The organism is Frankia canadensis, assembly GCF_900197875.1.
In the GTDB taxonomy this organism is placed as follows: domain Bacteria; phylum Actinomycetota; class Actinomycetes; order Frankiales; family Frankiaceae; genus Frankia; species Frankia canadensis.
This window is the reverse complement of the sequence record NZ_FZMO01000445.1, coordinates 37,065-58,866: the sequence shown is the minus strand read 5'-3', so window position 1 is coordinate 58,866 and position 21,802 is coordinate 37,065. Positions and strand designations below refer to the sequence as shown.

Below are 21,802 nucleotides of genomic sequence, written 5' to 3'. Positions count from 1 at the left end.
GGCTGCTTCGACCGGCCGGCGGCCATCGCGCCGACCCGCCGACAGGGGCGGCGATCGGCCGTCGGCGGGTTCTCAGGACACCGATGCCAGCCGCCCGCCCGCGGCTGGCCCGCAACGACACCGGTCCGCATCCCGCCGATCCGCGCACGGCGCACGGGACCCTCCGCCGCCACAACGATGTCGCGCCCGGCGCGGGAACGGGTGACCTCGCCCACGCGCGGGCGATATCTTTCGCTGTTCCACCGGATGATGAGAACCCAGGTCTCACGGGGTCGTCCGATCGGCCGCGCCGTGATCTGGTCACGGGATCGGCGCGGAGCAGCACCGGGGCGGTTCGCACGGCCGCCGAACATCCCGGAGGGAAGGGGCCCGGCATGCCTCGGCACCGCTGGTTCGGCCTGACCACCGCGTTGCTGCTCGCCGCGGCACTCGCCGCCTGTTCCGCCGGCGGCGGATCGGCGTCCGCCGACGCGGAGGCCGGCGCGTTGGGGCGAGAGCTCGCGGCACCGGTCGCACCGCCGGACACCTCCCGGACGCCCATTGTCTTCCTGCACGGCAACCTGGGTTCCGGCGAACAGTTCGAGTCGCAGGCGCAGCGCTTCGCCAGCAATGGATATCCCGCGGACCGGATAACCGCGCTCGACCACGACGCCTCCTCGTCGACCGTCACTGAGGGCCCGGTCTTCGCCCGCCTCGACGGCGAGATACAACGCCTGCTGACACTCGCCGGAACCAAACAGGTCGACCTGGTCGCCCACGCCGAGGGCGCCGACCTCGGCCAGCGGTATCTGGCGAGCTCACCCGCGCGGGCGGCGCGCGTCGCCCATCTGATCAGTGTCGACGGACCGCAGACCCTCAGAACTCCCAAGGGGGTGCACACCCTCGTCGTGTGGGGTGCGGGGGATCCCACCCGGCGGGTCGCCGGCGCCGACAACGTGCGTTTCCTGGAAGCCGACCGCGGCCAGCTGCTCGGCGCGGCCGCTACCTTCCGGCAGATGTACCGCTTCCTGACCGGCACCGATCCGTTCACGGACGATGTCACCCCGCAGCGCGGGCCGATCGACATCTCCGGGCGGGCTCTGCTCTACCCGGCCAACGCCGGACTCGGCGGGGCCCGGCTGGAGGTGTACCGGCTGGACCCGAAGACCGGCCGGCGTCTCCCGAACGGGCTCGCGGGCCTGTTCACGCTGCCCGCCGACGGCTCCTGGGGGCCGCTGCGCGCCGACGGGACGGCCTACTACGAGTTCGCGATCGTGCGGGCGGGGGAGCCCGTCCACCACTTCTACTTCGAGCCGTTCCGGCGCGGTGACCGGCTCGTCCGGCTGCTCACCAGCCGGCCGGGCGGCGAGATCGGCGGTGGCATGGAGGTCAGCCCGCGCCAGACCGACCTCGTCATCGACCGGGACCTGGAGTGGTGGGGCGATCAGGGCGCGGGCAGCGACGTGCTCACCGTCGACGGCGCGAACGTCCTGTCCGCGGCGACCGCGCCACGCACGAAGATGACCCGGCAGCTGTTCGTGTTCGACCGCGGCGCGGACGGCGCCTCCGACATCGCGACACCGATCCCGGCGTACTTCGGAATCGGTTTCATCACCGGCGTGGACCGGTTCATCCCGGCGGGCGACCGCTCCTTCGAGGTCACCCAGACGCCGCGGGGGCGGGCCGCGCACCGCACCACCCTGCGGGTACCCGCCCTGCCGTCGACCACCGACCGGATGACGCTGCGTCTACGCGACGACGACTGATGGCGCCCTGCCGCCAGGTGGCCCCGGCGGCGGTCGACCGCCCAGCCGGCCGGTCAGCGGTCCGCCAGTCCTCAGGTCAGGGCCCGCCGGACCTCGTCGAGGGCGGCGTCGCGGCCGGCACGGTAGGCATCGCGCTCGCTGCTCGTCATCCACCGGGCCCACAGCGCGCCTTCAGGCGGCGGGTCGAGCAGCTCTTCGGCGACGGTCGGCCGCGTGCCGGGCGGGGGCCCACCAGGCGGGCCGCCGTAGACCAGGACGACGTCGACGTCTCCGTAGGCAGCGGCGAAGACCAGGCCGGCGGGCAGCCTTCCGACGGCCCGCAGCGCGTCCCCCGGATCGGAGCCCGCGGTGAGCGCGATCGCCCAGCGGTGGGTCCCCCACGCGGTCATGGTCACGCCTGGCCCGACCGGGCCGCCCACCCCGGGATCGGGTGCGGCGACGGTCCGGCCGGCCGGCTCGCCGGGCCGGGCGGGCCCCTGTCCGGCGACGCCGGTCGGGGTTGTCTCGCCCGTCTCCGCCGATCCAGGGGGTCCGGCCGGATCAGCGGAGACGGGGCGGTGACCCTGCTTGGGCAGGGCAGGGCCACCTGTCGGCGGCCGATCTGTCGCCGGGGACCAGCGGGCGGGCCCGGGCGGTCGGCGGCCGGTGAGGTGGTCGGGTTCGACCGGGCGCGGGTCGGGGCGGCCCAGGCCGGGCCGACCAGGCCCGGAACGGGCCGGGTCAGGATGGCCCAAGCCAGAGCCGGCGGGGTCAGGGCGGGCCAGGTCAGGGCTTGGCGGAAGGTGCGTATCCAGGGCGGACGGCCGGGCCCCGGGTGGGGCCGGACGGGTCGGGGGCGGCATCGCGTCAAGGGCCGACGGCCGCTCGCGGACGAAGAAGCGGGCTGGCGCGACCTCGTAGTCCGCCCATCCCTGCCCGGCCGCGTAGCCGTCCGCCGCCGCCGCGGTGGCGAACGTGATGACGATGTCCAGCACCTGCCGGTCGCCGCCGGGGGCGAAGCGGACGATCCCGTAGACGACGGCCGGCTGCTCCCGGTCTCTCATCAGGTCCGTCACGATCGTCACCAGCCTTCCGCCTTCGCCCGTCGCCTGGGACCACAGGCCCCCTGCCTCACGACCATGCCGACGGCCGGGTTCGCGCCGTCACCCGCGCCGATGACCGGCGCCGACCCCGCCCGGCGGAGGTCGCGGCTCGACGCGGGGCGGGGCCGGCCTGGAGCCAGCGTCGCCCGATCGGGGGTGGCGGGGAAACGTCAGTCAGGCATGCTCTTCTCATATGACCCGCGCCACGGCCGGATCGGGCTAGGCCGCCCGCCAGGCCGGGGGTCGCGGCATCCTCCGAACGGGGCACTCGCCGATCCCGCGCCGTAGCAGAGCCAGCCCGGCGGGACGGGCGGATCCGCGCACCCCGCCTGTCGGATCAGCGACAACGCCGCGACGGCCACAACCAGCGCAAACCCAATTCCCGGCTGGCATAGCGTCGCTATCCTGACGTGTCGGCTCCGGCTTGACGCATCGGGCGACCTGCGCATCCGCCGGCAGGCGCCGCCTGGAACGGCCCGCACACCCGGGCCGGTCACCTCGCGACGTCCGAGTTCCGTTGGGTGTCCCACGGGTTGGCGCGGCGGTCGGCGTGGCTCAGGTGCCCTCAGGAAGGCCGGTTGATGTCGTACGAGTCCGGTCCCTACCGGGTCTCCCCCGACCTGCTCGCCCGCGCCGAGTTCCGGGCCGCCTGCGCAGCGCGGGACTTCCGGATGGTCTTCCGCCTCATGAAGAAGTACGACGGCGCGAGCCAGAACCGGATCGCGTCCCCGGTCGAGGGCCTCAGCCAGAGCCGGGTCAGCCGGATCATGCAGGGCGAGGACCACATCGCCCGGCTCTCCCTGATCGAGCGGATCGCCGACGCGCTGCGCATCCCCGGCGCGTACTTCCATCTGGCCGCCCGCCCCTGGGAGTCCGGATACGAGCCGCTGCCCGCCGTCCCGGCACCGGCCGAGGCGGGCCTGGGGCCGCCGGGCGCGGGCGGGCCCGGCGGCGCCGGGGTGCCGGGCCAGGCGGGCGCGGCCGGCGGGTCCGACCCCGCCGCGCCGCCCGGTGCCGGCGGCCGGGGCGCGGCGGTCGCGGGGGGCCTGGTCGTCGAGGAGGACCGGGCCGAGCTGCGCTACGACGACGGGATGTACGTCGCGCACCAGCGGCGGCTGGTGCTGAACACCGGCGTCGAGCCGGTGACCCGTTACCTCATGCGAATCTCGGTCGACCGGTTCCCCGGCGACCAGGAACGCGCTGCCCGGCTCTACCGCCGCGATCCGCTGAGCTGGGACGAACTGCAGCTCAGCGCGCGCTGCGGCGACGAGCAGATGGCCTGCCAGGTGAAGACCGACTGGGACGCCCTCAAGGAGGTCTGGCTGCTGTTCGAGAACAGCCGCGGCCGATTCCCGCTCTATCCGGGCGAGTCGACCTGGATCGAATACAGCTACCGGGTGCGGGAGGAGAAGTGGGGCCCCTGGTTCCAGCGTGCGGTCCGCGTGCCGACCACCTTTCTCTCCGTGGTGCTGGACTTTCCCGCCGACGTCGACCCGGTGGTGTGGGGTATGGAGACGTCGATGACCGCGGACGCCTTCCCCTTCCGCACCGCGATCGCCCGGACCGACACCGACGACCGGCGGATCTTCACCTGGTCGACGAACAATCCGCCGCTGCACGCCCGTTATCGCCTTGAATGGAACTTCCGGGCCGCGGCGGCCGCCCGGGCCGGCGCCGCCGGTGAACCGGCCGGCGCGGGCGCGGCGGCGACCCCGGCTCCCCGGCCCAGCGAGCAGATGGCCGCCACCGGCATCGTCCAGGCCGGCGAGTCGATCCTGCGCCAGCCGGCGAGGTTCTTCGAGCTGCCGGGCGAGGCCGAGGACGCCCGCCGGGTCGTCGCCGAACTGTCGTCGGCGATGGAACGCGTCTCCGCGCTGCACACCTTCGGGAAGGGGATGGGCATCGCCGCCCCCCAGATCGGGATCAACCGGGCGGCCGCCATCGTGCGGTCCGCCGACGAAGACACGATCACCCTGCTCAACCCGCGGGTCATCGAGTCCTCGCCGGAGACCGACCAGCAGTACGAGGGTTGCCTGAGCTTCTTCGACGTCCGCGGCCTGGTCCCACGCCCGCTGGAGCTGCACGTCGAGCACACCGACATCTCCGGGCGCCAGCACATCACGGTCTACCGCCAGGGCCTCGCCCGGCTGGTGGCCCACGAGATCGATCACCTCTTCGGGCAGCTGTACACCGATCGGATGCGGCCCGGCACCGCGCCCATCCCGGTGGAGCAGTACCGCGGGACCGGCTCGGCCTGGACCTACAGCCCCTGAGAACGGCCCGCGGGGCGCCGCGGCGGCGGCCCCGCCTGCCGGGGCGCCCCGCGTCTCCCGATGTCCTCCGACTGGTCCTCGCAGCCGCCCGACCGGTGACGCTGCGCCCACCTCGCCGGCCGTCCGGAAGAACGGACACATCCCGCTAGTCCGGTTTCCGTCCACCGTGTCGTATAGTTCGGTCTCGCCGGAGAACTGTTTTTCCACGGCCGCGACAGCCACGGTTCACCGCGGCCGCGCCAATGCCACCGGCGATGGTCAAAAAGCACCACGCCGCCACGCCGGGAAAGGGATCTGCCACGGTCCGCGTTATTCTTTCGACTGCGCGCCGGAGCCGTCACAAAAAAGGTATTCCATCGACCTGGAACGACATCTACAATCGAGCGCGTGGGCGCGCGCGAAACCTCGATAACAAGGTCATGAAAAGAAGTTAGACAGCACTGTGTCCATCTTCACTTTCCCTTGCCTTACCGGCGTCACGCTCGGCTATGTTCGTCGCCATGCCGTCAACTGATGGCAGACGTCGGGTGGCACGCCGAATCCTGCCCCCACCCGATGAGAACCAAACCTGTGGCAGGAACGGGGGAACCAATTCCGGGCGTCGAACGCAGGCGTCCTAGGGGTGAAGCCACCAGCGGTGGCCGGGCATTCCCAGCCCGAACCCGACAGCTCACCTCGCAGGCGTGGGGAAGGGCACTACTACATGTCCAACGCTCGTACGCTCGGTCGGGGCCTCAACCGGATCAAGCTCAGCACCCGGGCCGCAGTTCTCGCCACCACTCTCGCTGCCTCCGTGGGCGGCGGCCTCGCGCTGTCCCAGCCGGCCAGCGCGGCCCCGAACGCCGACCACTTCCTGCGCGCCGTCGTTCCCTGTGAGTCCGGCGGCAACCCCCGCGCGGTCAACTCCATCGGCGCCGGCGGACTGTTCCAGTTCCTGCCAAGCACCTGGCACGGTCTCGGTGGCAAGGGCCTGCCGCAGAACGCCAGCGTCGCGGAGCAGTGGCAGATGGCGCGCAAGCTGTACGCACAGGCGGGCACCAGCCCGTGGTACGCGTCGAAGCCCTGCTGGGGTCACCGGATCTGAGGCCCCGAATCACCGCGCCGACATCCGCACTCGGCCGGTTCTGATCCGCACATGATCAATCGGATCGTGCTCGACAGATCGTGAGCCGACCGGCGCGAGGCGACGCGACCCAGCGCGCGGCTCCGGAAGCCCCGTCTCTCCCTCCCGGGAGGCGGGGCTTCCGCTCGTTGCAGCCCGGCACGCCTTTCGCTGGCGTCAGGCCGAGGCGGCGCGCAGCGGGCGCGGTTCGGTCGGCCAGCGCAGCTCCACGCAGAGCTGCCCGTCCTCGACATCGACGATCATGTCGATGTCCCGCCCCGCCGGGGCCGGCGGGAGCCGCCCACCAGGCCAGGGACAGGACAGGAAGAGACTGGCCGCGTCCGCGTCCGCGTTCACCGTGAGCAGCACCCGGCGGCTCGTCATCGCCCACAGCGCGTGGTGCAGCTGCTCGACGAACTCACCGCGCACCGGAGCCGGCAGCTCGTCCAGCCCACCGAGGATCTGGCTCGACACGAGCGTGCCACGCCGCTCGGCCGCGTCGATGACCTCGCCGATCGCCCCGTGCACGGCGACGTCGTCGTACAGCAGCCGCCGGATGGCCACAGCTCGGCGGCCGCAGTCCGTCCGCACCGCCTGCGCGCGCGGGTCAAGCCGGCCCGCGGCCACCTCGGCGAGCAGCGGCACGACGTCGCGCTCAACCGAGTCGAGCAGCCCCCGCCGCCGCCGGCGGGCCTGGTCGAGCAGCCGCGCGCGCCGGGCCAGCTCCTGCCCGGACCGACCCGCCCAGGTCCTGGCCTCGACCGTGTTCGACACCAGCGATCGCAGCACGACCAGGCAGCTCTGCATGAGCCACAGGTAGTAGAGCGCCATCAGCAGGTGGGACAGGGCGAGCGGATCCCCCGGGGCGACGGCCAGCGTCGAGATGATCATGATCGCGGTGACGAGGATGGTCGGCGCCGCCCAGCACCACGCCACGCAGGACACCGTCACCAGCATCATCAGCGGCGCGATCGCGGCCATCGGCCAGACCATCACCTGTCCCCCGCGGCCGCCGGCGTTCCACGCGCCGGCCATCGCGATCATCGCGCAGACGGCGACCACGGCGGCCACCTGGCCTCGCGCCAGCGGCGCCGAGCGCAGCCGCCGGCCCGCCAGGGCGACCGCCGCCAGCGGCAGGAGGAACAGCGCGACCGCGAGCGGCGCCGACCGCACGTACGGCCACACCCGGGCCGCCGGCGCCGCCAGCAGGAGCAGCCACAGCCCGGCCGTGCGGCAGGTGAGCCGGCGCAGCTGCGCGGTGTAGGCAAGCCGCCGCCCACCGGCGCCGGCCGCAGCCTCCACGCCGTTGTCGGCGCCGGCCGCTGTGTTCCCGCTCGTGTCTGGGCCGTCCCCACCGTCTGTGCCGTCTGTGCCGTCTGTGCCGGCGGGGCCATCCCCGTCGTCCGCGGGACCCGCGGCGATCTCGACCGCGACGAGCGACCGCAGCCGCTCCACGGAGATCACGGCGTCGCCGTCGGGGACGGCGCCGACGGCCGTGTCCTGCTCGCCCAGCAGCCCGCGCAGCGCGGCCGCTCCGTCGGCGCAGCGGCGGCGGGCGAGCTCCTCATCCTCGCCGCCGCCCCAGGCGATGCCGGTGAGGGTGTTGAGCACCGCGTTGTGGATCACCAGCTCCCGGTCCCGGCGGGCCCGCAGCAGCCGGCGCAGGTCGATCTCGACCGCCCGCGACTCGGCCACTGCGACGAGCTCGCGCTCCACGCTCTCGGCGAGCGCGCGCAGTTGGGTCAGCAGGTAGCGGGCCAACAGCGAGATCGTCACGATGATCACCGCCGACGCCGGGGACGGCGCGCCGGCCAGGGCCGTTTCGCCGGCCGCCACGCCCCCCGTCAGCGCCACGACCGCGAGGTAGCGACGCGGGGAGTAGCACCAGGCGGCCACCACCATCGCGTGCGACGAGGCGATCAGCACCCAGGACGCCGGGTCGCCGACGAGGTCGGGCGGCAACCACCAGCGCACCCCGGCGAGCAGGAACACCGCGACGACCACGCACGCGCCGGCGAGCGCCCGCCCCACGCCGCGGCGCAGCGCGACGACGATGAAGATCACCGACCAGGCGGCGGTCGCCGAGGCCGCGGCCAGAGCGACGGGATGACCGGCGTACCAGCCCCGCCAGAGCAGCACCAGTGCGACGTTCACGATCAGCGCGCACGCCCGCAGACCGGCGAACATCACCGCCACGGCCCGGCGCAGCGCGGTGGTGGGCAGCGCGGCCGGCCCAGGGCCACCGACGGCCGTGAGCAGCCGCGGCAGCGCACGCGGCCGCGACGCGCCCATCCCCGGCCGCAGCCGCGGCAGCACGCGCAGCCACGCTGCCGGTCGCCACTCGCCTTGCACGTCGACCGTTACCCCCGCGACAGCCCGACGCTCGTCAGTCCGATGAGGCTACAGGGCGGTCGGACCGGGCCCGGTGGCTGCGCGGCACATGGTTCGGCTGCGTGACGGCCACGGCCCGGTTCGGGTCAGGTCTCGCGGCGGCGGCGCGCGATCTCCGCGAGCGCCACCCCGGCGGCGACCCCGGCGTTGAGCGACTCGACGTCCTCGGCCATCGGGATCCGCACCGTCACGTCGCAGCGCTCCTCGACCAGCCGCGACAACCCGCGGCCCTCCGAGCCGACCACCAGCACGAGGGGGTCGGTGGCCATCGCCAGCTCATCGATGCTGAGCCGCGCGTCCGCCGCCAGCCCGACCACGAACAGGCCGGTGCCGGCGTAGGCGGTGAGGGTACGGGCGAGGTTCGTCGCGCGCGCCACGGGCAGCCGCGCGGCGGCCCCGGCGGAGGTCTTCCACGCGGCGGCCGTCATACCGGCCGCCCGCCGCTCGGGCACCACCACGCCGTGCGCCCCGAACGCGGCCGCGCTGCGCACGACGGCGCCGAGGTTGCGCGGGTCGGTCACGCCGTCAAGCGCGACCAGCAGGCCCGCGGCGCCGGCGGGCACCCGCGCGGGCAGATCGTCCGGGTGCGCGTAGCGGAACGGCGGCACAGAGAGGGCGAGGCCCTGGTGCGGCGCGGTGCCGCACATGCGGTCGAGATCCGGCCGGCCCACGTCGACGACCGCGATGCCCGCGCGCGCGGCGAGCCGCCGGGCGTCCTCGAGCCGCTCGTCGAAGTCCAGGCCCGCGGCGACGAACAGCGTCGACGCCGGGACGCCGGCCCGCAGCGCCTCGACGACGGGGTTGCGCCCGACGACGAGCTCGTCCGCCTCGACCCGCCGCGACCGCGCGCCGGCGGGGGCCCCACCCGCGCCGCGGGAGGGCGCACCGCCCCCGCGCGCCTCGGCGCTGGAACCGGCCCCGGCCCGGTCCCGGGCACTGTCACCCCGCCGGGGCGCGTCGGGCCGCCCGCGCTCGGCGGGGCGGCCCGGTGCGGCCCCGGCCTGCGCGGCCCTGGCCTGCGCGGCCGCCCGACGCTGCGCCGGATGGCCGGGCCGCAGCTGCGCCGGCGGGGTCGCCCCGCGACCCTCCAGCGCCTTGCGCCCCTGCCCACCGCTTCCGGCGGCGGCCCCCTTGCGATGCGAACCCGACTTGCCGGCCCGGCCGCCCTGGCCACCGCGGGCGATGCCGCCGCCGCCCCGGCGCGCGGCGCCGGCCATCAGTACCACCGACTTGCGGGCGCGCTGGAAACGACCATGCGACCACGGTATACGGCCAATCTCACCGACCGGGCCCGCGCGCGGCGCCCGGCCCCCACCCGGCCAGGGGCCCCTGGCTGGCAGCGCGGGCCGGCCGGACCCTGCAACCTGCCCCGACATGGTCGTTCACGGGACCGCCGCGCCCTATTCTGAGGCGGCGGTCCTCCGCCGGCGGCCTGAGTGGTCCCGGTTGCCCTCGGCCGTGTCAGGAGGGTCCGGTGCGTGTCGTCGCCCGCTCGTGGTCGCACGGTGACCAGCGGTGTGCCCGATGGCAGATCACGGCCATCGTCCGGCCGCTCCCACCTGCCCCGGCGAGGGCATGGCCGGTCCCATCGTCGACACTCGACCCTTACGCTCTCCTAAGCCTGCGCACCGACGAAGGAGGAAACGCCGGACCGTGGCCCACCGGTGGCGATCTCGGTCATCGACGCGGCCCCGGGGAAACTGGGAGAATACATCCCCATGAATCCGTGATGACCATTCCGACCGTTGCGACCGACCGGGCCCGCACGACCGGCCGACGAGTTCCGACGACCGCACCAGCAGGGGCAGGAGGCACCCAGCACATGGCTCTGCGCACACCGCCCGCACGCGAGCGTTCCCTCCCGGCGGCGTGACCCGTGGACCTCAATCCGCACGACGACGCGCCCACCGTGGCCTACCAGCTCACCGGCAGCGGTCCCTTCGAACCGGACGACGATCTCGGCCGCTGCCCGGTCTGCGCGGCGCCCGTCTACGCCGACGACCGCTACTGCGAGGTCTGCGGCCACGCCCTGCAGGGCCCGGACCCGGCGCGCGGTGACGACGACCACAGCGAGGTGGACCTCGGCGAGCTGGCCGGTGTGTGTGACCGGGGCGTGCGCCACACGACGAACGAGGACGCGATGGGCCTCGCCGTCGTCTACGGCACCCTCATCGCGGTGGTCTGCGACGGCGTCTCCACCACCCCCGGCTCCGGCCAGGCGTCGGCCGCGGCGGCCGCCACCGCGATGGCCGTGCTGGCCGACGCGGTGCGCGCGCACGGCCCCGGCCGCACCGTCCATCACGACGGGCGCGCGCCGCGCGGCGGCAGCCGGGCCGAGGAGATGCTCGACATCCTGGAGCCGGAGTACGACGACTACGACGAGCCGCGCACGGCACCCCGCGCGATCGTCGGCGGCTTCTCCCCGGAGGACGCCGAGGCCGCGCTGCACGCCGCCGTCGACGCGGCCCAGTCCACGATCGCCCAGCTCAGCGCGGCCGAGGGGCGGATGGCCCCGTCGTGCACCTTCGCCGCGGCCATCGTCACCCCGCCGACGCCGGACGGCCCGGGCATGGTCACCGTCGGCTGGGTCGGCGACAGCCGCGTCTACCTGCTCGGGCCGCGTTGGTGCGAGCGGCTGACCTCGGACGACACCTGGGCCGCGGAGGCCGCGCGGGCGGGCCTCATCCCGGCCAACGAGGCGGAGACGCACCGGCGGGCGCACACACTGACCCGCTGGCTCGGCGGAGATGTCGAGGACGTCGCCCCGCACACCGAGATCTTCCCCATCGAGACCCCGGCGACCGTCATCGTCTGCTCGGACGGGCTGTGGAACTACGCCTCCCGGCCGGACGTCATGGCCTCCCTGGTCAACCAGTTGCCGGCGCACTGCTCCGCGATCGAGGTCGCCCGCCACCTGGTCGACTTCGCCATCGACGCCGGCGGCCACGACAACATCACCGTGGTCGCGGCCAGAGTGGACACCTGATGCGCTCCCCTGGCACCCGTCCGCCGCGCCGGGCCCCGGGCGTCGCCGCGCCGGACCGCCCGCGGCGCGCGCCCGAGGCGCGTCCGGCCGACGCCGGGGCCACTGCGACACTGGTGCCGGGACGTGCGGTGCGAGCCCGCCCGAAACCGGGCAACGCGGACCCCCACCACCTCCTACGGAAGGCGGTTCACATCCACGATGGCACAACAGGTACGGTTCGGTTGAAGACGAACGTCAAGCAGATCGAGAAGACGATCCTTGACTCGGTCGACGACGACCGTCCGGGTGAACCGGTGATCAGGTGAGGGGACGTCGCCCTGCGGGGCACCTGTCTCACGACCCGACAACTGCGATCGGTGCGGAATTGGGATCATGACTGGTCAGGAGAGGTACGAATACCGTCCGGACGACGGCGGTCGGTCTCCCTACGGAACGGACGAGCCCGGCGGTCAGCGCCGGCGCGGGCCGGCACAGCCGGACGGTCCGGACGCGGGGGGCGGGGGCTACGACCCGCTCGGCATCCGGCGGTCGCCAGCCGACCTGGCCGGGGTCTCGGACCCGCCGCGCGGCGGCGACCCCTACGGCGGGTACGACCGCGACGACTACGCCGACCAGCCCCGTGGCGGGCGCGGCTACCAGGCGGACGGGTACGACGCGCCCGCTGGCTACGACCGTGATCCGTACGCCCGGCGACGCGACGACCGGCCGGGCCCGGACGAGCGGGCCGACCGCGGGCGTGATCCCTACGCCCGAGACTGGCCGGCGGACGACCGCGGCGGCTACCCGCCGCCCGGCCGGGACGCGCGTGATGACCGCGCGCCCGCCGGTTACCCCGACGGCGGCGGCCGCGACCCCTACGGCCGCGAGCCGGACGACCGGGACGGCCGCGGCGGCTACCCGCCGCCGGCGCGCGAGGCCCGTGGCGACGACCGCGGCGGCTACGCCGAGCCCGACCGCGGCGGGTACCCGCCGGCTCGGGACGGCCGCGGCTACGGCGACGAGCTCGACCGGGAGCCGGACGCCCGCCGGGCCCGACGCGACGAGGGCGGCTACGGCTACCAGGCCGACCCGTTGGGCCTCGACCCGAGCGTGGCGCCGGAGCGGGGCTTCCAGGGGCGCGGTGGCGACCCTCGGCACACCACCGACCCGCGCTACGCCCGCCAGGGCGGTGACCCCCGCCTGGACGAGGCGGACCTCGACGACCCGCGCCGCGGCGACCCCCGGGCGGCCGCTCGGCGCGATCCCCGCGACCCCGCCGACGACCCGCGCGGCGCCGGTGGCTGGGACCGGGAACCCGACCGGGCCCCGGCCGGTGCCTCGGTCTGGGAGGCGATCGTCGAGGCCGAGCGGGAGTACTACGACAGCGGTGACGACCACCGCGTGCCGTTCCCGACCTTCTACCCGCGCCGGGTGTTCGCGTTGACCGGGCCGAAGATGCTGATCGGCCGGCGTAGCGAGTCCCGCGGCATCCACCCGGACATCGACCTGTCCGGCGCGCCGGAGGATCCGGGCATCTCCCGCAGCCACGCGATGTTCGAGCAGCTCCCCGACGGCGGGTACGCCGTGCGCGACCCCGGCTCGACCAACGGCACCCGGCTCAACGACGAGCCCGACCCGATCGAGCCCGGTCAGCCCGTCCCGCTGCGGGACGGGGACCGCGTCTACCTGGGCGCCTGGACCCGTATCACGCTGCGCGCCCGCTAGCGGCCCGATCGGCGGCACCGGCCCGTACGTCACGCGGGCCGGTGCCGTCGATCATCGCTGCCCACCTGGGCGGGCCCTGGACCCGGGTACCCCGGACGGGTGCCCAGCCGCTAGGCCAGGTGCCAGCGCTGGCCCTCGGACGTGTCCTCGACGACCAGCCCGGCGGCCGCCAGCCGCGAGCGGATCGCGTCGGCCTCGGTGTAGTCGTGCCTCGACCGGGCCGCCGACCGCAGGTCCAGCACGATCTGCATCACCCCGTCGAGCGCCGAGCGCAGCTCGGCGCCCGCGGACGGCCACTGCTCGTGCGGATCGAGGCCGAAGACGGCCAGCATCCGCCGGGTCACCTCCGCCCAGCCGGCGAGCGCCCGGCTGTGCGCCTTCGACAGCACCTGGTTGCCCTGGCCGACCGCGCCGAAGATGGCGGCGAGCGCCCGGCCCACGGCGAGATCGTCGTCCAGCGCGGCGGCGAAGTCCGCCCACACCCGCGCGGGCGTGGGCGCCTCGGCGCCGCCCGCACCGTGGGATCGGCCCGCGCCGGCGTCGGGCGGGCCGTCGTCGGCGGCCAGCGCCGCGGCCTCACCCGGGCCGCCAAGGATGTCCAGCGCGTTGCGGACGAACGTCTCCACCCGGTCGTGCGCCGCGGTGGACTCGGCGAGCGCCTCCGGGCTGTACTCCAGCGTCGACCGGTAGTGCGCCGAGAGCAGGTGGTAGCGCAGCACCTGCGGCCGGACCGCCTCGAGGGCGTCGGCGACGAGCACCGAGTTCCCGAGCGACTTGGACATCTTCGTCCCGCCGGTGGTCAGCAGGCCGACGTGCATCCAGTAGCGGGCCATCTCGCCCGTGCCCGCCCCGCCGTCCGCGGCGCAGACCGTCTGGGCGCGCTCGTTCTCGTGGTGCGGGAAGACGAGGTCGAGCCCGCCGCCGTGGATGTCGAACGACGGCCCCAGGTACTTGCCGGCCATCGCGGAGCACTCCAGGTGCCAGCCGGGGCGGCCGTCCCCCCAGGGCGAGGTCCACGACGGCTCGCCGGGCCGGGCCGCCTTCCACAGCGCGAAGTCGCGCGGATCACGCTTGCCCGGCTCGGTCTCCGCCGAGGGGAGCATCGCGTCGGGCCGCTGGTGTGACAGGGCGCCGTAATCGGCGAACCGGCCGACCCGGAACCACACCGAGCCACCGCCCGGATAGGCGTAGCCGCCGTCGACGAGCGCGCCGATGAGGGCGATCATCTCCGGGATGTGGCCGGTGGCCCGCGGCTGGATGGAGGGCGGCAGGATACCGACCGTCCGGTACGCGTCGTCGAAGGCCCTGGTCTGCCGGGTCGCGAGCTCCCAGACGGAGGTGCCGTCCCGGTCCGCGTTGACAATGATCCTGTCGTCGATGTCGGTCACGTTCTGGACCAGCGTGACGTCGAGGCCGCCGTGGGTCAGCCACCGGCGCAGCAGGTCGAACGGCAGCGCCGTGCGCAGGTGGCCGACGTGCGGCGCCGACTGCACGGTGGGCCCACACACATAGACGCCCACGTGACCGGGGCGCTGCGGCTCAAATGGCCGCACACGCCGCCTGCGCGTGTCGTAGAGGTGGAGTCCCATCTGTCAAGAGTACGGCGCGGACCGCGGCCGCGGGCAGCCAGGCGGGGTCAGCCGACGGTCAGTACGCGGTCGGCGACCACCCGGATGACGACCCGGACCTCCTCCGGATCGTCCCACCGGTAGATGTCGCCGGTGTACTTCAGCGACAGCCGGTCGATCAGCTCTCGACCACCCTGTTCCGTGAGCGTGGCGGTGCCCCGCACCTCCACGTAGGCATAGGGATCGTTCTGGTCGAAGAACATCAGACCGACCCGCGGATCGCGGGCTATGTCCCGCTCCTTGGCCCGCCCGCGCACCGTGGACAGCAGCAGATCGTCGTTGTCACGGTCCACCCAGAGCACGGTCATCCGCGGCGAGCCGTCCGCCTGCACGGTCGCCAGCACCACGTATGTCCGGGCATCAGCGAGGGCCCGCACCGTCTCGGGAAGGCGGTCAGCCATCAGACTCCTCGGGCAGCGGCCAGTGTCGGAGAGCCTTTCACTCCGCTGCGGCACGCTACCGGCCGATGCCCGATCGGCATACGCAGACGGGCGAACTGCCCGCTCAGGCGCGCACGACGAGGGCCGTGGCGATCGCCGCCAGCCCCTCACCGCGACCGGTCAGGCCCAGCCCGTCGGTGGTCGTCGCCGACAGGCTCACCGCCGCGCCCAGCGCCGCCGCCATCGCCTCCTGGGCCTGTTCGCGGCGGGCGGCCATCCGCGGCCGGTTGCCGACCACCTGGACGGCCACGTTGCCGATCACCCAGCCGGCGGCGCCGAGCAGCCGGGCCGTCTCGGCGAGCAGGACCGCACCGGACGCACCGGCGTATTCGGGCCGGTCGGTGCCGAAGACCTTGCCGAGATCACCGAGGCAGGACGCGGTCAGCAGAGCGTCGCAGGACGCGTGCGCGGCCACGTCGCCGTCGGAGTGCCCGGCGAGCCCGGTCTCGCCCGGCCATTCGAGGCAGGCCACCCAGCAGGGGCGACCGGCCTCGAAGGGGTGCACGTCGACCCCGACGCCGACCCGGGGCAGCAGCGTCGTGGTCACCGAGGCGGAGGCGGGCGGTCGGGTCGGTGAGCTCACCCGGACCTCCGTGCGTCCATGCCCGCGTTGCTTCCACAGGCGTCCGCCCCGGCGCGGGCGTCGCTCGCCGACGGGCGAACCAGCAACGCCTCGGCGAGTACCAGATCGAGCGGTCGGGTCACCTTGAACGCCTCCTGCGCGCCGGGAACGGTGGTGACGGGGACGCCCAGCGCCTCCACCAGGCCGGCGTCGTCGGTCACCGGGACGTCCTGCAGGGCGTAGGCGGCGGCGAGCACGTCCCGGCGGAACCCCTGCGGGGTCTGCACGGCGCGCAGGCCGTCCCGGGGTGGGGTACGGATCACTCGGCCGTCCGGGCCGACCTCCTTGACCGTGTCGCCGAGCCCGAGCACCGGGATCACCGCCGGATGGCCCGCGATGACCGCCGCGGCGACCGCGTCGACGAGCGCCGGCGGGATCAGCGGGCGGGCCGCGTCGTGGACGAGGACGACCGAGACGTCGTCGTCGACCGCGCCGAGCGCGCGGCGGACCGAGTCGACCCGCTCCGCGCCGCCGGCGATCACCCGCACGTCCGGGCCGAGCAGCTGGGCCACGACTTCGACGAGGGTGGGCGGCGCCGCCACGACGATCTGCGTCACGGACTCGGAGCGCCGAAGCGCCTCGACCGATCGCACCAGCATCGGCCGGCCACCGAGGGCGCGCAGCGCCTTGGGGGTGCCGCCACCCAGACGTTCGCCGCGGCCGGCCGCCGGCACGATCGCCGCGACCCGAGGGCCCACCGCCCGCGGCTGGGGACCTTCGCCCATCACCAGACCTCCCGTGTGCCATCCACCACGAGAGCATGGCCTATGTGCTCGACCGGGCGCGAGCCGGCCGACCCGGGCCCGCACGGGCGGGTGGGCACGGTACGGCGGGACGGGCCCGGGCTCCCCCGCGCCGCCCGAACCGCACTGCCGCCGAACCACTCGGGCCCAGAGCCGGTCTGGACGCCGCTGCGTCCGCGCCGGCCCCGCCGGGAAATCCAATTCCGGAGTATCTCGCCGGTCGGTCAGATCGCCCGACGAGGGATCTGTCGGGAGCTCTGCTCGCGGGAGATCCGCGGTCAGCCGGCGAGAACCTCGTCAAGCATCGCCTCGGCCTTGTCCTCGTTGGTGCCCTCCGCGAGCGCGAGCTCACTGACGAGAATTTGCCGGGCCTTGCTCAACATCCGCTTCTCGCCCGCGGAAAGGCCCCGCTCACGATCACGACGCCACAGGTCCCGAACGACCTCTGCGACCTTGTTCACGTCACCCGACGCGAGCTTCTCGAGATTCGCCTTGTAACGCCGGGACCAGTTTGTGGGCTCCTCGGTGTGCGGTGCCCGGAGCACCTCGAACACCCGTTCCAGCCCGTCCTGCCCGACGACGTCGCGCACCCCGACCATGCCGACGTTGTCGGCCGGAACCCGGACAGTCAGATCGCCCTGAGCGACCTTCAGTACGAGATAGAGTCTTTCCTCGCCCTTGATGACCCGAGTTTCAATCGCGTCAATCAGAGCAGCACCATGATGCGGGTAAACAACGGTCTCGCCGACTTGGAACGCCATGTGTCACGTGCCCCTTCCGCCTCTACCAGCGTAACACGCACGCATCGCCGCAGGTCAGACGCGCGCTGCAAGGGCAACGCCCGCAACGCCATGGTGACGGGCCCGACAGCGTCTTCCGTCGGCCGTTCGCCGCCGGGGGGCAGGGCCCGACCCGCATCCACGCGCGGCGCACCACATCGCCGCGCAACCACACCGAACAGCCCTACCAGGTAAAACGGACGACCGGCGGACATGTTGTTGGCCGAACGTTGAGCGCGAAGGGCGTGGCAAACGTAGCGCGCCCGCTCGCCGCCCGCCCGCCGACACGGCGGCCACGTCGCGCGCACGCCGGGCCACGCCCGCCGCGCCGAGCCCCGTCCGGCCCCGTCCGGGGCGTGACTCTGCCCACGTCGCCGACCTGCCCGTCCCGGCCCCCAGCGGGCTCGTCCTCGCCGGTGGCGCCGCTCGGGCGGGGGTCAGGCGCCGCACGGGCACCGCGCCCCGCACCCGCGGGCCCGCCCGCACGGGCCGGGACGACCCCCGCGGGCTCCGCACGTGGCAGTCCCGGATGGCTAGTGTTAGCCCCGCGCGGCGACTCCCACCGACAGTGTGCTGTCCCACCTGGCATCGGCGGCGGGCCGATCCGCGCACCCGGGGGTGACCCGGCAGGCCGGTCGGGACCGACCGCCGGCGCCGGAGCTCCGCCGGGTCGGCCGTCCCCCGCGGCGGCCGTCGACCAGCACCGGCGCCGCCATGCGCCGGTCTTGTGCAGGAGGAGCCACCGAGCTGTGAGCCGCCGTCCGGGTGCCCGTTTCCCGTCAGTCATCACCTCCGCCGGCGTCGCGGCCGAGCCCGCGGCCGCCCGCGACGACGCCGCCAGGCGCGGCGGGTTCCGGCGGCGGATGGCCTCCCGCCGGGTCGGCGTGGCCATGCTCGCCACAGCCCTCGGCGCGGGCGGCGCGGCTGGCTGCGCCTCCGGCACCGACGCGATGACCAACAGCGCCCGCACGACGACGAACAGCGTCGCCGGCGCCGTCGGCCCCATCACGCTGCGCAACGTCTACGTCGCCGGGCCGGTGGCCCAGGGCGAGTCGGCCCAGGTCGTCTCCGCGTTCTTCAACGCGGGCTCCACGCCCGACACTCTGGTCTCGGTGACCTCGCCCGGCGCCGCCGGGGGCCGGCCGCCGACGCCAGCCGAGATCCCGGCGGGCGGCGACCGGATCTTCATCGCCAACGGCTCCGCACCGAGCCTGCAGGGCGTCCGGAAGAACCAGCTGATCGGGTCGCAGCTGCCCATCACGTTCACGTTCGCGCACGCCGGCAGCGTGACCCTGGACGTCCCGGTGGAGCCCGCGGCCCAGGGTGCCTCCGCCGAGCCGGGCGAGGCCAGCCCGAGCGCCGCCGCGCAGACGCCGGGCACGGCCACCCCGGGCTCGACGGCCAGCCCGACGGCCAGCCCGACCGTCCCGGCCGGCACCGCCGCGACGCCGACGGTCTCCGCGAGCCCGCACACCACCACCGGCTGACCCGCGCGCGGGTGCGGGCGCCCGGGGCCGCCGCGGTGGGCGGCCAGGGCGGTCGGCGCCCGCTCGTCCCGGCACCTGGGTGGCGGGACCGGTCGCCGGCCGTCCCCGTGCTGTCGGACCCGCGGGCTAACGTGGCGACCATGACATCTGTGCGGGCGGCCGGGGGCGGCCGCGGCTCCGGGCGGGCCGCGTCGGGCGGCTTCCGCTGCAGCGGGTGCGGCGTGGAGTCGGTCCGCTGGGCCGGGCGCTGCTCGCGCTGCCAGGAATGGGGAACGCTCGAGGCCCAGGCGCCCGCGCCGCGGCGCGGCGCGGGCATCGGCGGCCCGCGGGCGGGGGCCGCGGCGGTCGTCACCGCCCCGGCCCAGCCCGTCGTCGCCGTGGACGTCACGGCCGCGCGCCGGCGCCCGACGGGTGTGGACGAGCTCGATCGCGTGCTCGGCGGCGGCCTGGTGCCCGGGGCGGTGATCCTGCTCGCTGGCGAGCCCGGCGTCGGCAAGTCCACCCTGCTGCTCGAGGTGGCCGCTCGCAGCGCGGCCACCGGCTCCCGGGCCCTGGTCGTCACCGGGGAGGAGTCGGCCGCTCAGGTGCGTCTGCGCGCCGGGCGCACGAACGCGCTGCACGAGGATCTGTGGATCGCCGCCGAGACGGACCTCGGCGCCGTCCTGCACCACGTCGAGGAGGTCCAGCCGGCGCTGCTGGTGGTCGACTCGGTGCAGACGATCTCGGCGGCCGGGGTCGAGGGTGCCGCCGGCGGGGTCACCCAGGTCCGCGAGGTCACCGCCGCGCTCATCCGCACGGCGAAGGCGCTTGGGCTCGCGGTCATCCTTGTCGGGCATGTGACAAAGGACGGCCTGGTGGCAGGCCCGCGCCTGTTGGAGCATCTGGTTGACGTCGTGCTGCACTTCGAGGGTGAGCGGCATTCGACCCTGCGGCTGGTCCGCGCCGGCAAGAACCGGTACGGCCCCGCCGACGAGGTCGGCTGTTTCGAGATGGACGACGGCGGCATCCACGGCATCGCCGATCCGAGTGGACTGTTCCTGTCCCGCTCCGGCGGCGGCGCCGAGGTGGCCGTGCCGGGCACCTGCGTCACGGTGACGATGGAGGGGCGCCGCCCGCTCGTCGCCGAGGTGCAGGCCCTCGTGGCCGAGTCGTCCGCCCAGGTCCCCCGCCGGGCGGTGTCCGGGCTCGACCAGGCCCGGGTGGCGATGATCCTCGCCGTGGTGGAGCGGCGGGCGGGGCTGCGCTACGGCCGGTCGGACGTCTACACGGCGACCGTCGGCGGGGTCCGCCTCGCCGAGCCCGCGGCGGACCTGGCGACGGCGCTGGCGGTCGTGAGTGCCTTCCGGGACCGGCCGCTGCCGGCGGATCTCGTCGCGCTCGGCGAGGTCGGGCTCGCGGGAGAGGTGCGTGCGGTGGGCGGCGTGCCCCGGCGGCTGGCCGCCGCGGCCCGGCTGGGATTCCGCCGGGCGCTGGTTCCGGCCGGCGCGGGGGCGGAGGTGCCGGGTATGACGGTCACCGAGGTGCCTGACCTGATCGGCGCGATTGCTCGAATGTACGACACGTAAATATTCAACAAGTCGACACAACCGGTATTCATTACCCTGTGATCGACGGGACCCCCGGCGCCGGCCGCCCCGATAGCATCGAAGGGCAGGCGCAGACGCGGGGAGCCGAGGAGCTGAGGGAGCCTGATGGCAGGACCACCCGGAGACGACATCTTCCGGGCGACACTGGCCGCGGTCGCCCCCGGAACCCCGTTCCGTGACGGCCTTGAGCGGATCCTGCGCGGCCACACCGGCGCGCTGATCGTGCTCGGCCACGACAAGGTCGTCGAGGGCCTGTGCACCGGCGGCTTCGAGTTCGACGTCGAGTTCTCGGCGACCCGGCTGCGTGAGCTCGCGAAGATGGACGGCGCGATCGTGCTGTCCTCCGACCTGCAGCGCATCGTGCGCGCGGCCGTGCACCTCGTCCCGGACCCGACCGTCCCGACCGAGGAGTCCGGCACCCGCCACCGCACGGCGGAGCGCGTCGCCAAGCAGACGGAGTACCCCGTCATCTCGGTCAGCCAGTCGATGCACATCATCGCCCTGTACGTGGCCGGGCGTCGGTACGTGCTCGACGGCTCGGCGGCGATCCTGTCCCGCGCGAACCAGGCCCTGGCCACCCTCGAGCGCTACAAGCTGCGCCTGGACGAGGTCGCCGGCACCCTGTCGGCGCTGGAGATCGAGGATCTCGTCACGGTCCGCGACGCGATCTCCGTCAGTCAGCGCCTGGAGATGGTGCGCCGCATCGCCGACGAGATCGAGGGGTACGTCGTCGAGCTCGGCACCGACGGGCGGCTGCTGTCGCTGCAGCTCGAGGAGCTGATGGCCGGTGTCGAGACCGAGCGTGAGCTCACCGTGCGCGACTACCTGCCGGCAGGCTCCAAGGCCGGGCCGGCCGCCCAGGTCCTCGCCGAGCTGTCCGCGATGTCCCCGACCGACCTGCTCGACCTCACCGTGCTCGCCCGGGTGATCGGCTTCTCCGGCGGGGCGGACATCCTCGACCGGCAGATCAGCCCGCGCGGCTACCGGATGCTGGCGAAGGTGCCGCGGCTGCCGCGGATGGTCGTCGACCGGCTGGTCGACCACTTCGGCACCCTCCAGAAGCTGCTCGCCGCCGGCGTCGACGACCTGCAGACCGTCGACGGCGTCGGCGAGACCCGGGCCCGGGCGGTGCGCGAAGGCCTGTCCCGTCTCGCCGAGTCGAGCATCCTCGAGCGCTACGTCTGACCCGCCGGGCCGGTGACCCACCGCCGGGCCGGGCCCGCGACGCCCGACC

Annotated in this window: 17 protein-coding genes and 1 riboswitch; of the genes, 9 read left to right on the top strand and 8 right to left on the bottom strand. The window is 74.6% G+C overall.

Annotation, left to right across the window (positions count from 1 at the left end; all coding sequences use genetic code 11):
* Nucleotides 1–374: 374 nt before the first annotated feature.
* Complete coding sequence (locus C1A33_RS25825; protein ID WP_101834088.1) at nt 375–1,745, top strand: lipase; 1,371 nt, start codon at nt 375–377, stop codon at nt 1,743–1,745.
* A gap of 71 nt (nt 1,746–1,816) precedes the next feature.
* Here C1A33_RS25825 and C1A33_RS25820 read toward each other — a convergent pair whose 3' ends face one another.
* Nucleotides 1,817–2,809 carry a hypothetical protein gene (locus C1A33_RS25820; protein WP_101834087.1) on the bottom strand — a complete coding sequence of 331 codons (993 nt, stop codon included), beginning with the start codon at nt 2,807–2,809 and terminating at the stop codon, nt 1,817–1,819.
* A gap of 599 nt (nt 2,810–3,408) precedes the next feature.
* On the opposite strand from C1A33_RS25820, the gene C1A33_RS25815 reads away from it, so the two are divergent.
* Together C1A33_RS25815 and C1A33_RS25810 are read left to right on the top strand one after the other, a co-directional pair.
* On the top strand, nt 3,409–5,100 hold the full coding sequence (locus C1A33_RS25815; RefSeq protein ID WP_101834085.1) for a peptide deformylase: 1,692 nt from the start codon (nt 3,409–3,411) through the stop codon (nt 5,098–5,100).
* A 550-nt stretch (nt 5,101–5,650) separates the two neighbouring features.
* Nucleotides 5,651–5,799: riboswitch (cyclic di-AMP (ydaO/yuaA leader) on the top strand.
* Nucleotides 5,800–5,803: 4 nt separating this feature from the next.
* On the top strand, nt 5,804–6,184 hold the full coding sequence (locus tag C1A33_RS25810) for a transglycosylase family protein (RefSeq protein ID WP_101834083.1): 381 nt from the start codon (nt 5,804–5,806) through the stop codon (nt 6,182–6,184).
* 195 nt (nt 6,185–6,379) lie between these two features.
* On the opposite strand, the gene C1A33_RS25805 is transcribed toward C1A33_RS25810, so the two are convergent.
* Together C1A33_RS25805 and rlmB are read right to left on the bottom strand one after the other, a co-directional pair.
* Nucleotides 6,380–8,554 carry a hypothetical protein gene (locus C1A33_RS25805; RefSeq protein ID WP_133150836.1) on the bottom strand — a complete coding sequence of 725 codons (2,175 nt, stop codon included), beginning with the start codon at nt 8,552–8,554 and terminating at the stop codon, nt 6,380–6,382.
* 125 nt (nt 8,555–8,679) lie between these two features.
* Complete coding sequence (rlmB, locus tag C1A33_RS25800) at nt 8,680–9,810, bottom strand: 23S rRNA (guanosine(2251)-2'-O)-methyltransferase RlmB (protein ID WP_101834079.1); 1,131 nt, start codon at nt 9,808–9,810, stop codon at nt 8,680–8,682.
* Between the two features lie 659 nt (nt 9,811–10,469).
* Here rlmB and C1A33_RS25795 point away from each other — a divergent pair.
* The 3 genes from C1A33_RS25795 to C1A33_RS25790 all read left to right on the top strand — a co-directional run bounded on the left by C1A33_RS25795 (nt 10,470) and on the right by C1A33_RS25790 (nt 13,283).
* Entirely contained in the window at nt 10,470–11,579 is a 1,110-nt protein-coding gene (locus C1A33_RS25795) for a PP2C family protein-serine/threonine phosphatase (protein ID WP_101834077.1), read from the top strand.
* Nucleotides 11,579–11,884, top strand: coding sequence for a hypothetical protein (locus tag C1A33_RS38165; protein ID WP_165818591.1), 306 nt, complete (start codon nt 11,579–11,581; stop codon nt 11,882–11,884). Before C1A33_RS25795 ends, C1A33_RS38165 begins: the two co-directional genes overlap by 1 nt.
* A gap of 67 nt (nt 11,885–11,951) precedes the next feature.
* Nucleotides 11,952–13,283: an FHA domain-containing protein gene (locus C1A33_RS25790; protein ID WP_101834075.1), complete on the top strand. Its 1,332-nt coding sequence runs from the start codon at nt 11,952–11,954 to the stop codon at nt 13,281–13,283.
* A 110-nt stretch (nt 13,284–13,393) separates the two neighbouring features.
* On the opposite strand, the gene cysS is transcribed toward C1A33_RS25790, so the two are convergent.
* The 5 genes from cysS to C1A33_RS25765 all read right to left on the bottom strand — a co-directional run bounded on the left by cysS (nt 13,394) and on the right by C1A33_RS25765 (nt 17,477).
* The gene (cysS, locus tag C1A33_RS25785) at nt 13,394–14,872 is read right to left on the bottom strand and encodes a cysteine--tRNA ligase (RefSeq protein WP_101834073.1); all 1,479 of its coding nucleotides are present in this window, start codon (nt 14,870–14,872) and stop codon (nt 13,394–13,396) included.
* Nucleotides 14,873–14,919: 47 nt separating this feature from the next.
* Nucleotides 14,920–15,312, bottom strand: a complete 393-nt coding sequence (locus tag C1A33_RS25780; protein ID WP_101834071.1) for a PPOX class F420-dependent oxidoreductase — start codon at nt 15,310–15,312, stop codon at nt 14,920–14,922.
* Between the two features lie 103 nt (nt 15,313–15,415).
* Nucleotides 15,416–15,898 (bottom strand): 2-C-methyl-D-erythritol 2,4-cyclodiphosphate synthase, encoded by a 483-nt coding sequence (gene ispF, locus C1A33_RS25775; RefSeq protein WP_101834154.1) that lies wholly within the window; start codon nt 15,896–15,898, stop codon nt 15,416–15,418.
* 32 nt (nt 15,899–15,930) lie between these two features.
* Nucleotides 15,931–16,698 carry a 2-C-methyl-D-erythritol 4-phosphate cytidylyltransferase gene (gene ispD, locus C1A33_RS25770; protein ID WP_101834069.1) on the bottom strand — a complete coding sequence of 256 codons (768 nt, stop codon included), beginning with the start codon at nt 16,696–16,698 and terminating at the stop codon, nt 15,931–15,933.
* A 296-nt stretch (nt 16,699–16,994) separates the two neighbouring features.
* Nucleotides 16,995–17,477, bottom strand: coding sequence for a CarD family transcriptional regulator (locus C1A33_RS25765; protein WP_009741775.1), 483 nt, complete (start codon nt 17,475–17,477; stop codon nt 16,995–16,997).
* Nucleotides 17,478–18,244: 767 nt separating this feature from the next.
* Here C1A33_RS25765 and C1A33_RS25760 point away from each other — a divergent pair.
* The 3 genes from C1A33_RS25760 to disA all read left to right on the top strand — a co-directional run bounded on the left by C1A33_RS25760 (nt 18,245) and on the right by disA (nt 21,753).
* Nucleotides 18,245–18,982: a copper chaperone PCu(A)C domain-containing protein gene (locus C1A33_RS25760; protein ID WP_101834067.1), complete on the top strand. Its 738-nt coding sequence runs from the start codon at nt 18,245–18,247 to the stop codon at nt 18,980–18,982.
* Between the two features lie 140 nt (nt 18,983–19,122).
* On the top strand, nt 19,123–20,547 hold the full coding sequence (gene radA / locus C1A33_RS25755; protein WP_207770502.1) for a DNA repair protein RadA: 1,425 nt from the start codon (nt 19,123–19,125) through the stop codon (nt 20,545–20,547).
* 126 nt (nt 20,548–20,673) lie between these two features.
* The gene (gene disA, locus C1A33_RS25750; protein WP_101834065.1) at nt 20,674–21,753 is read left to right on the top strand and encodes a DNA integrity scanning diadenylate cyclase DisA; all 1,080 of its coding nucleotides are present in this window, start codon (nt 20,674–20,676) and stop codon (nt 21,751–21,753) included.
* Nucleotides 21,754–21,802 lie beyond the last annotated feature (49 nt).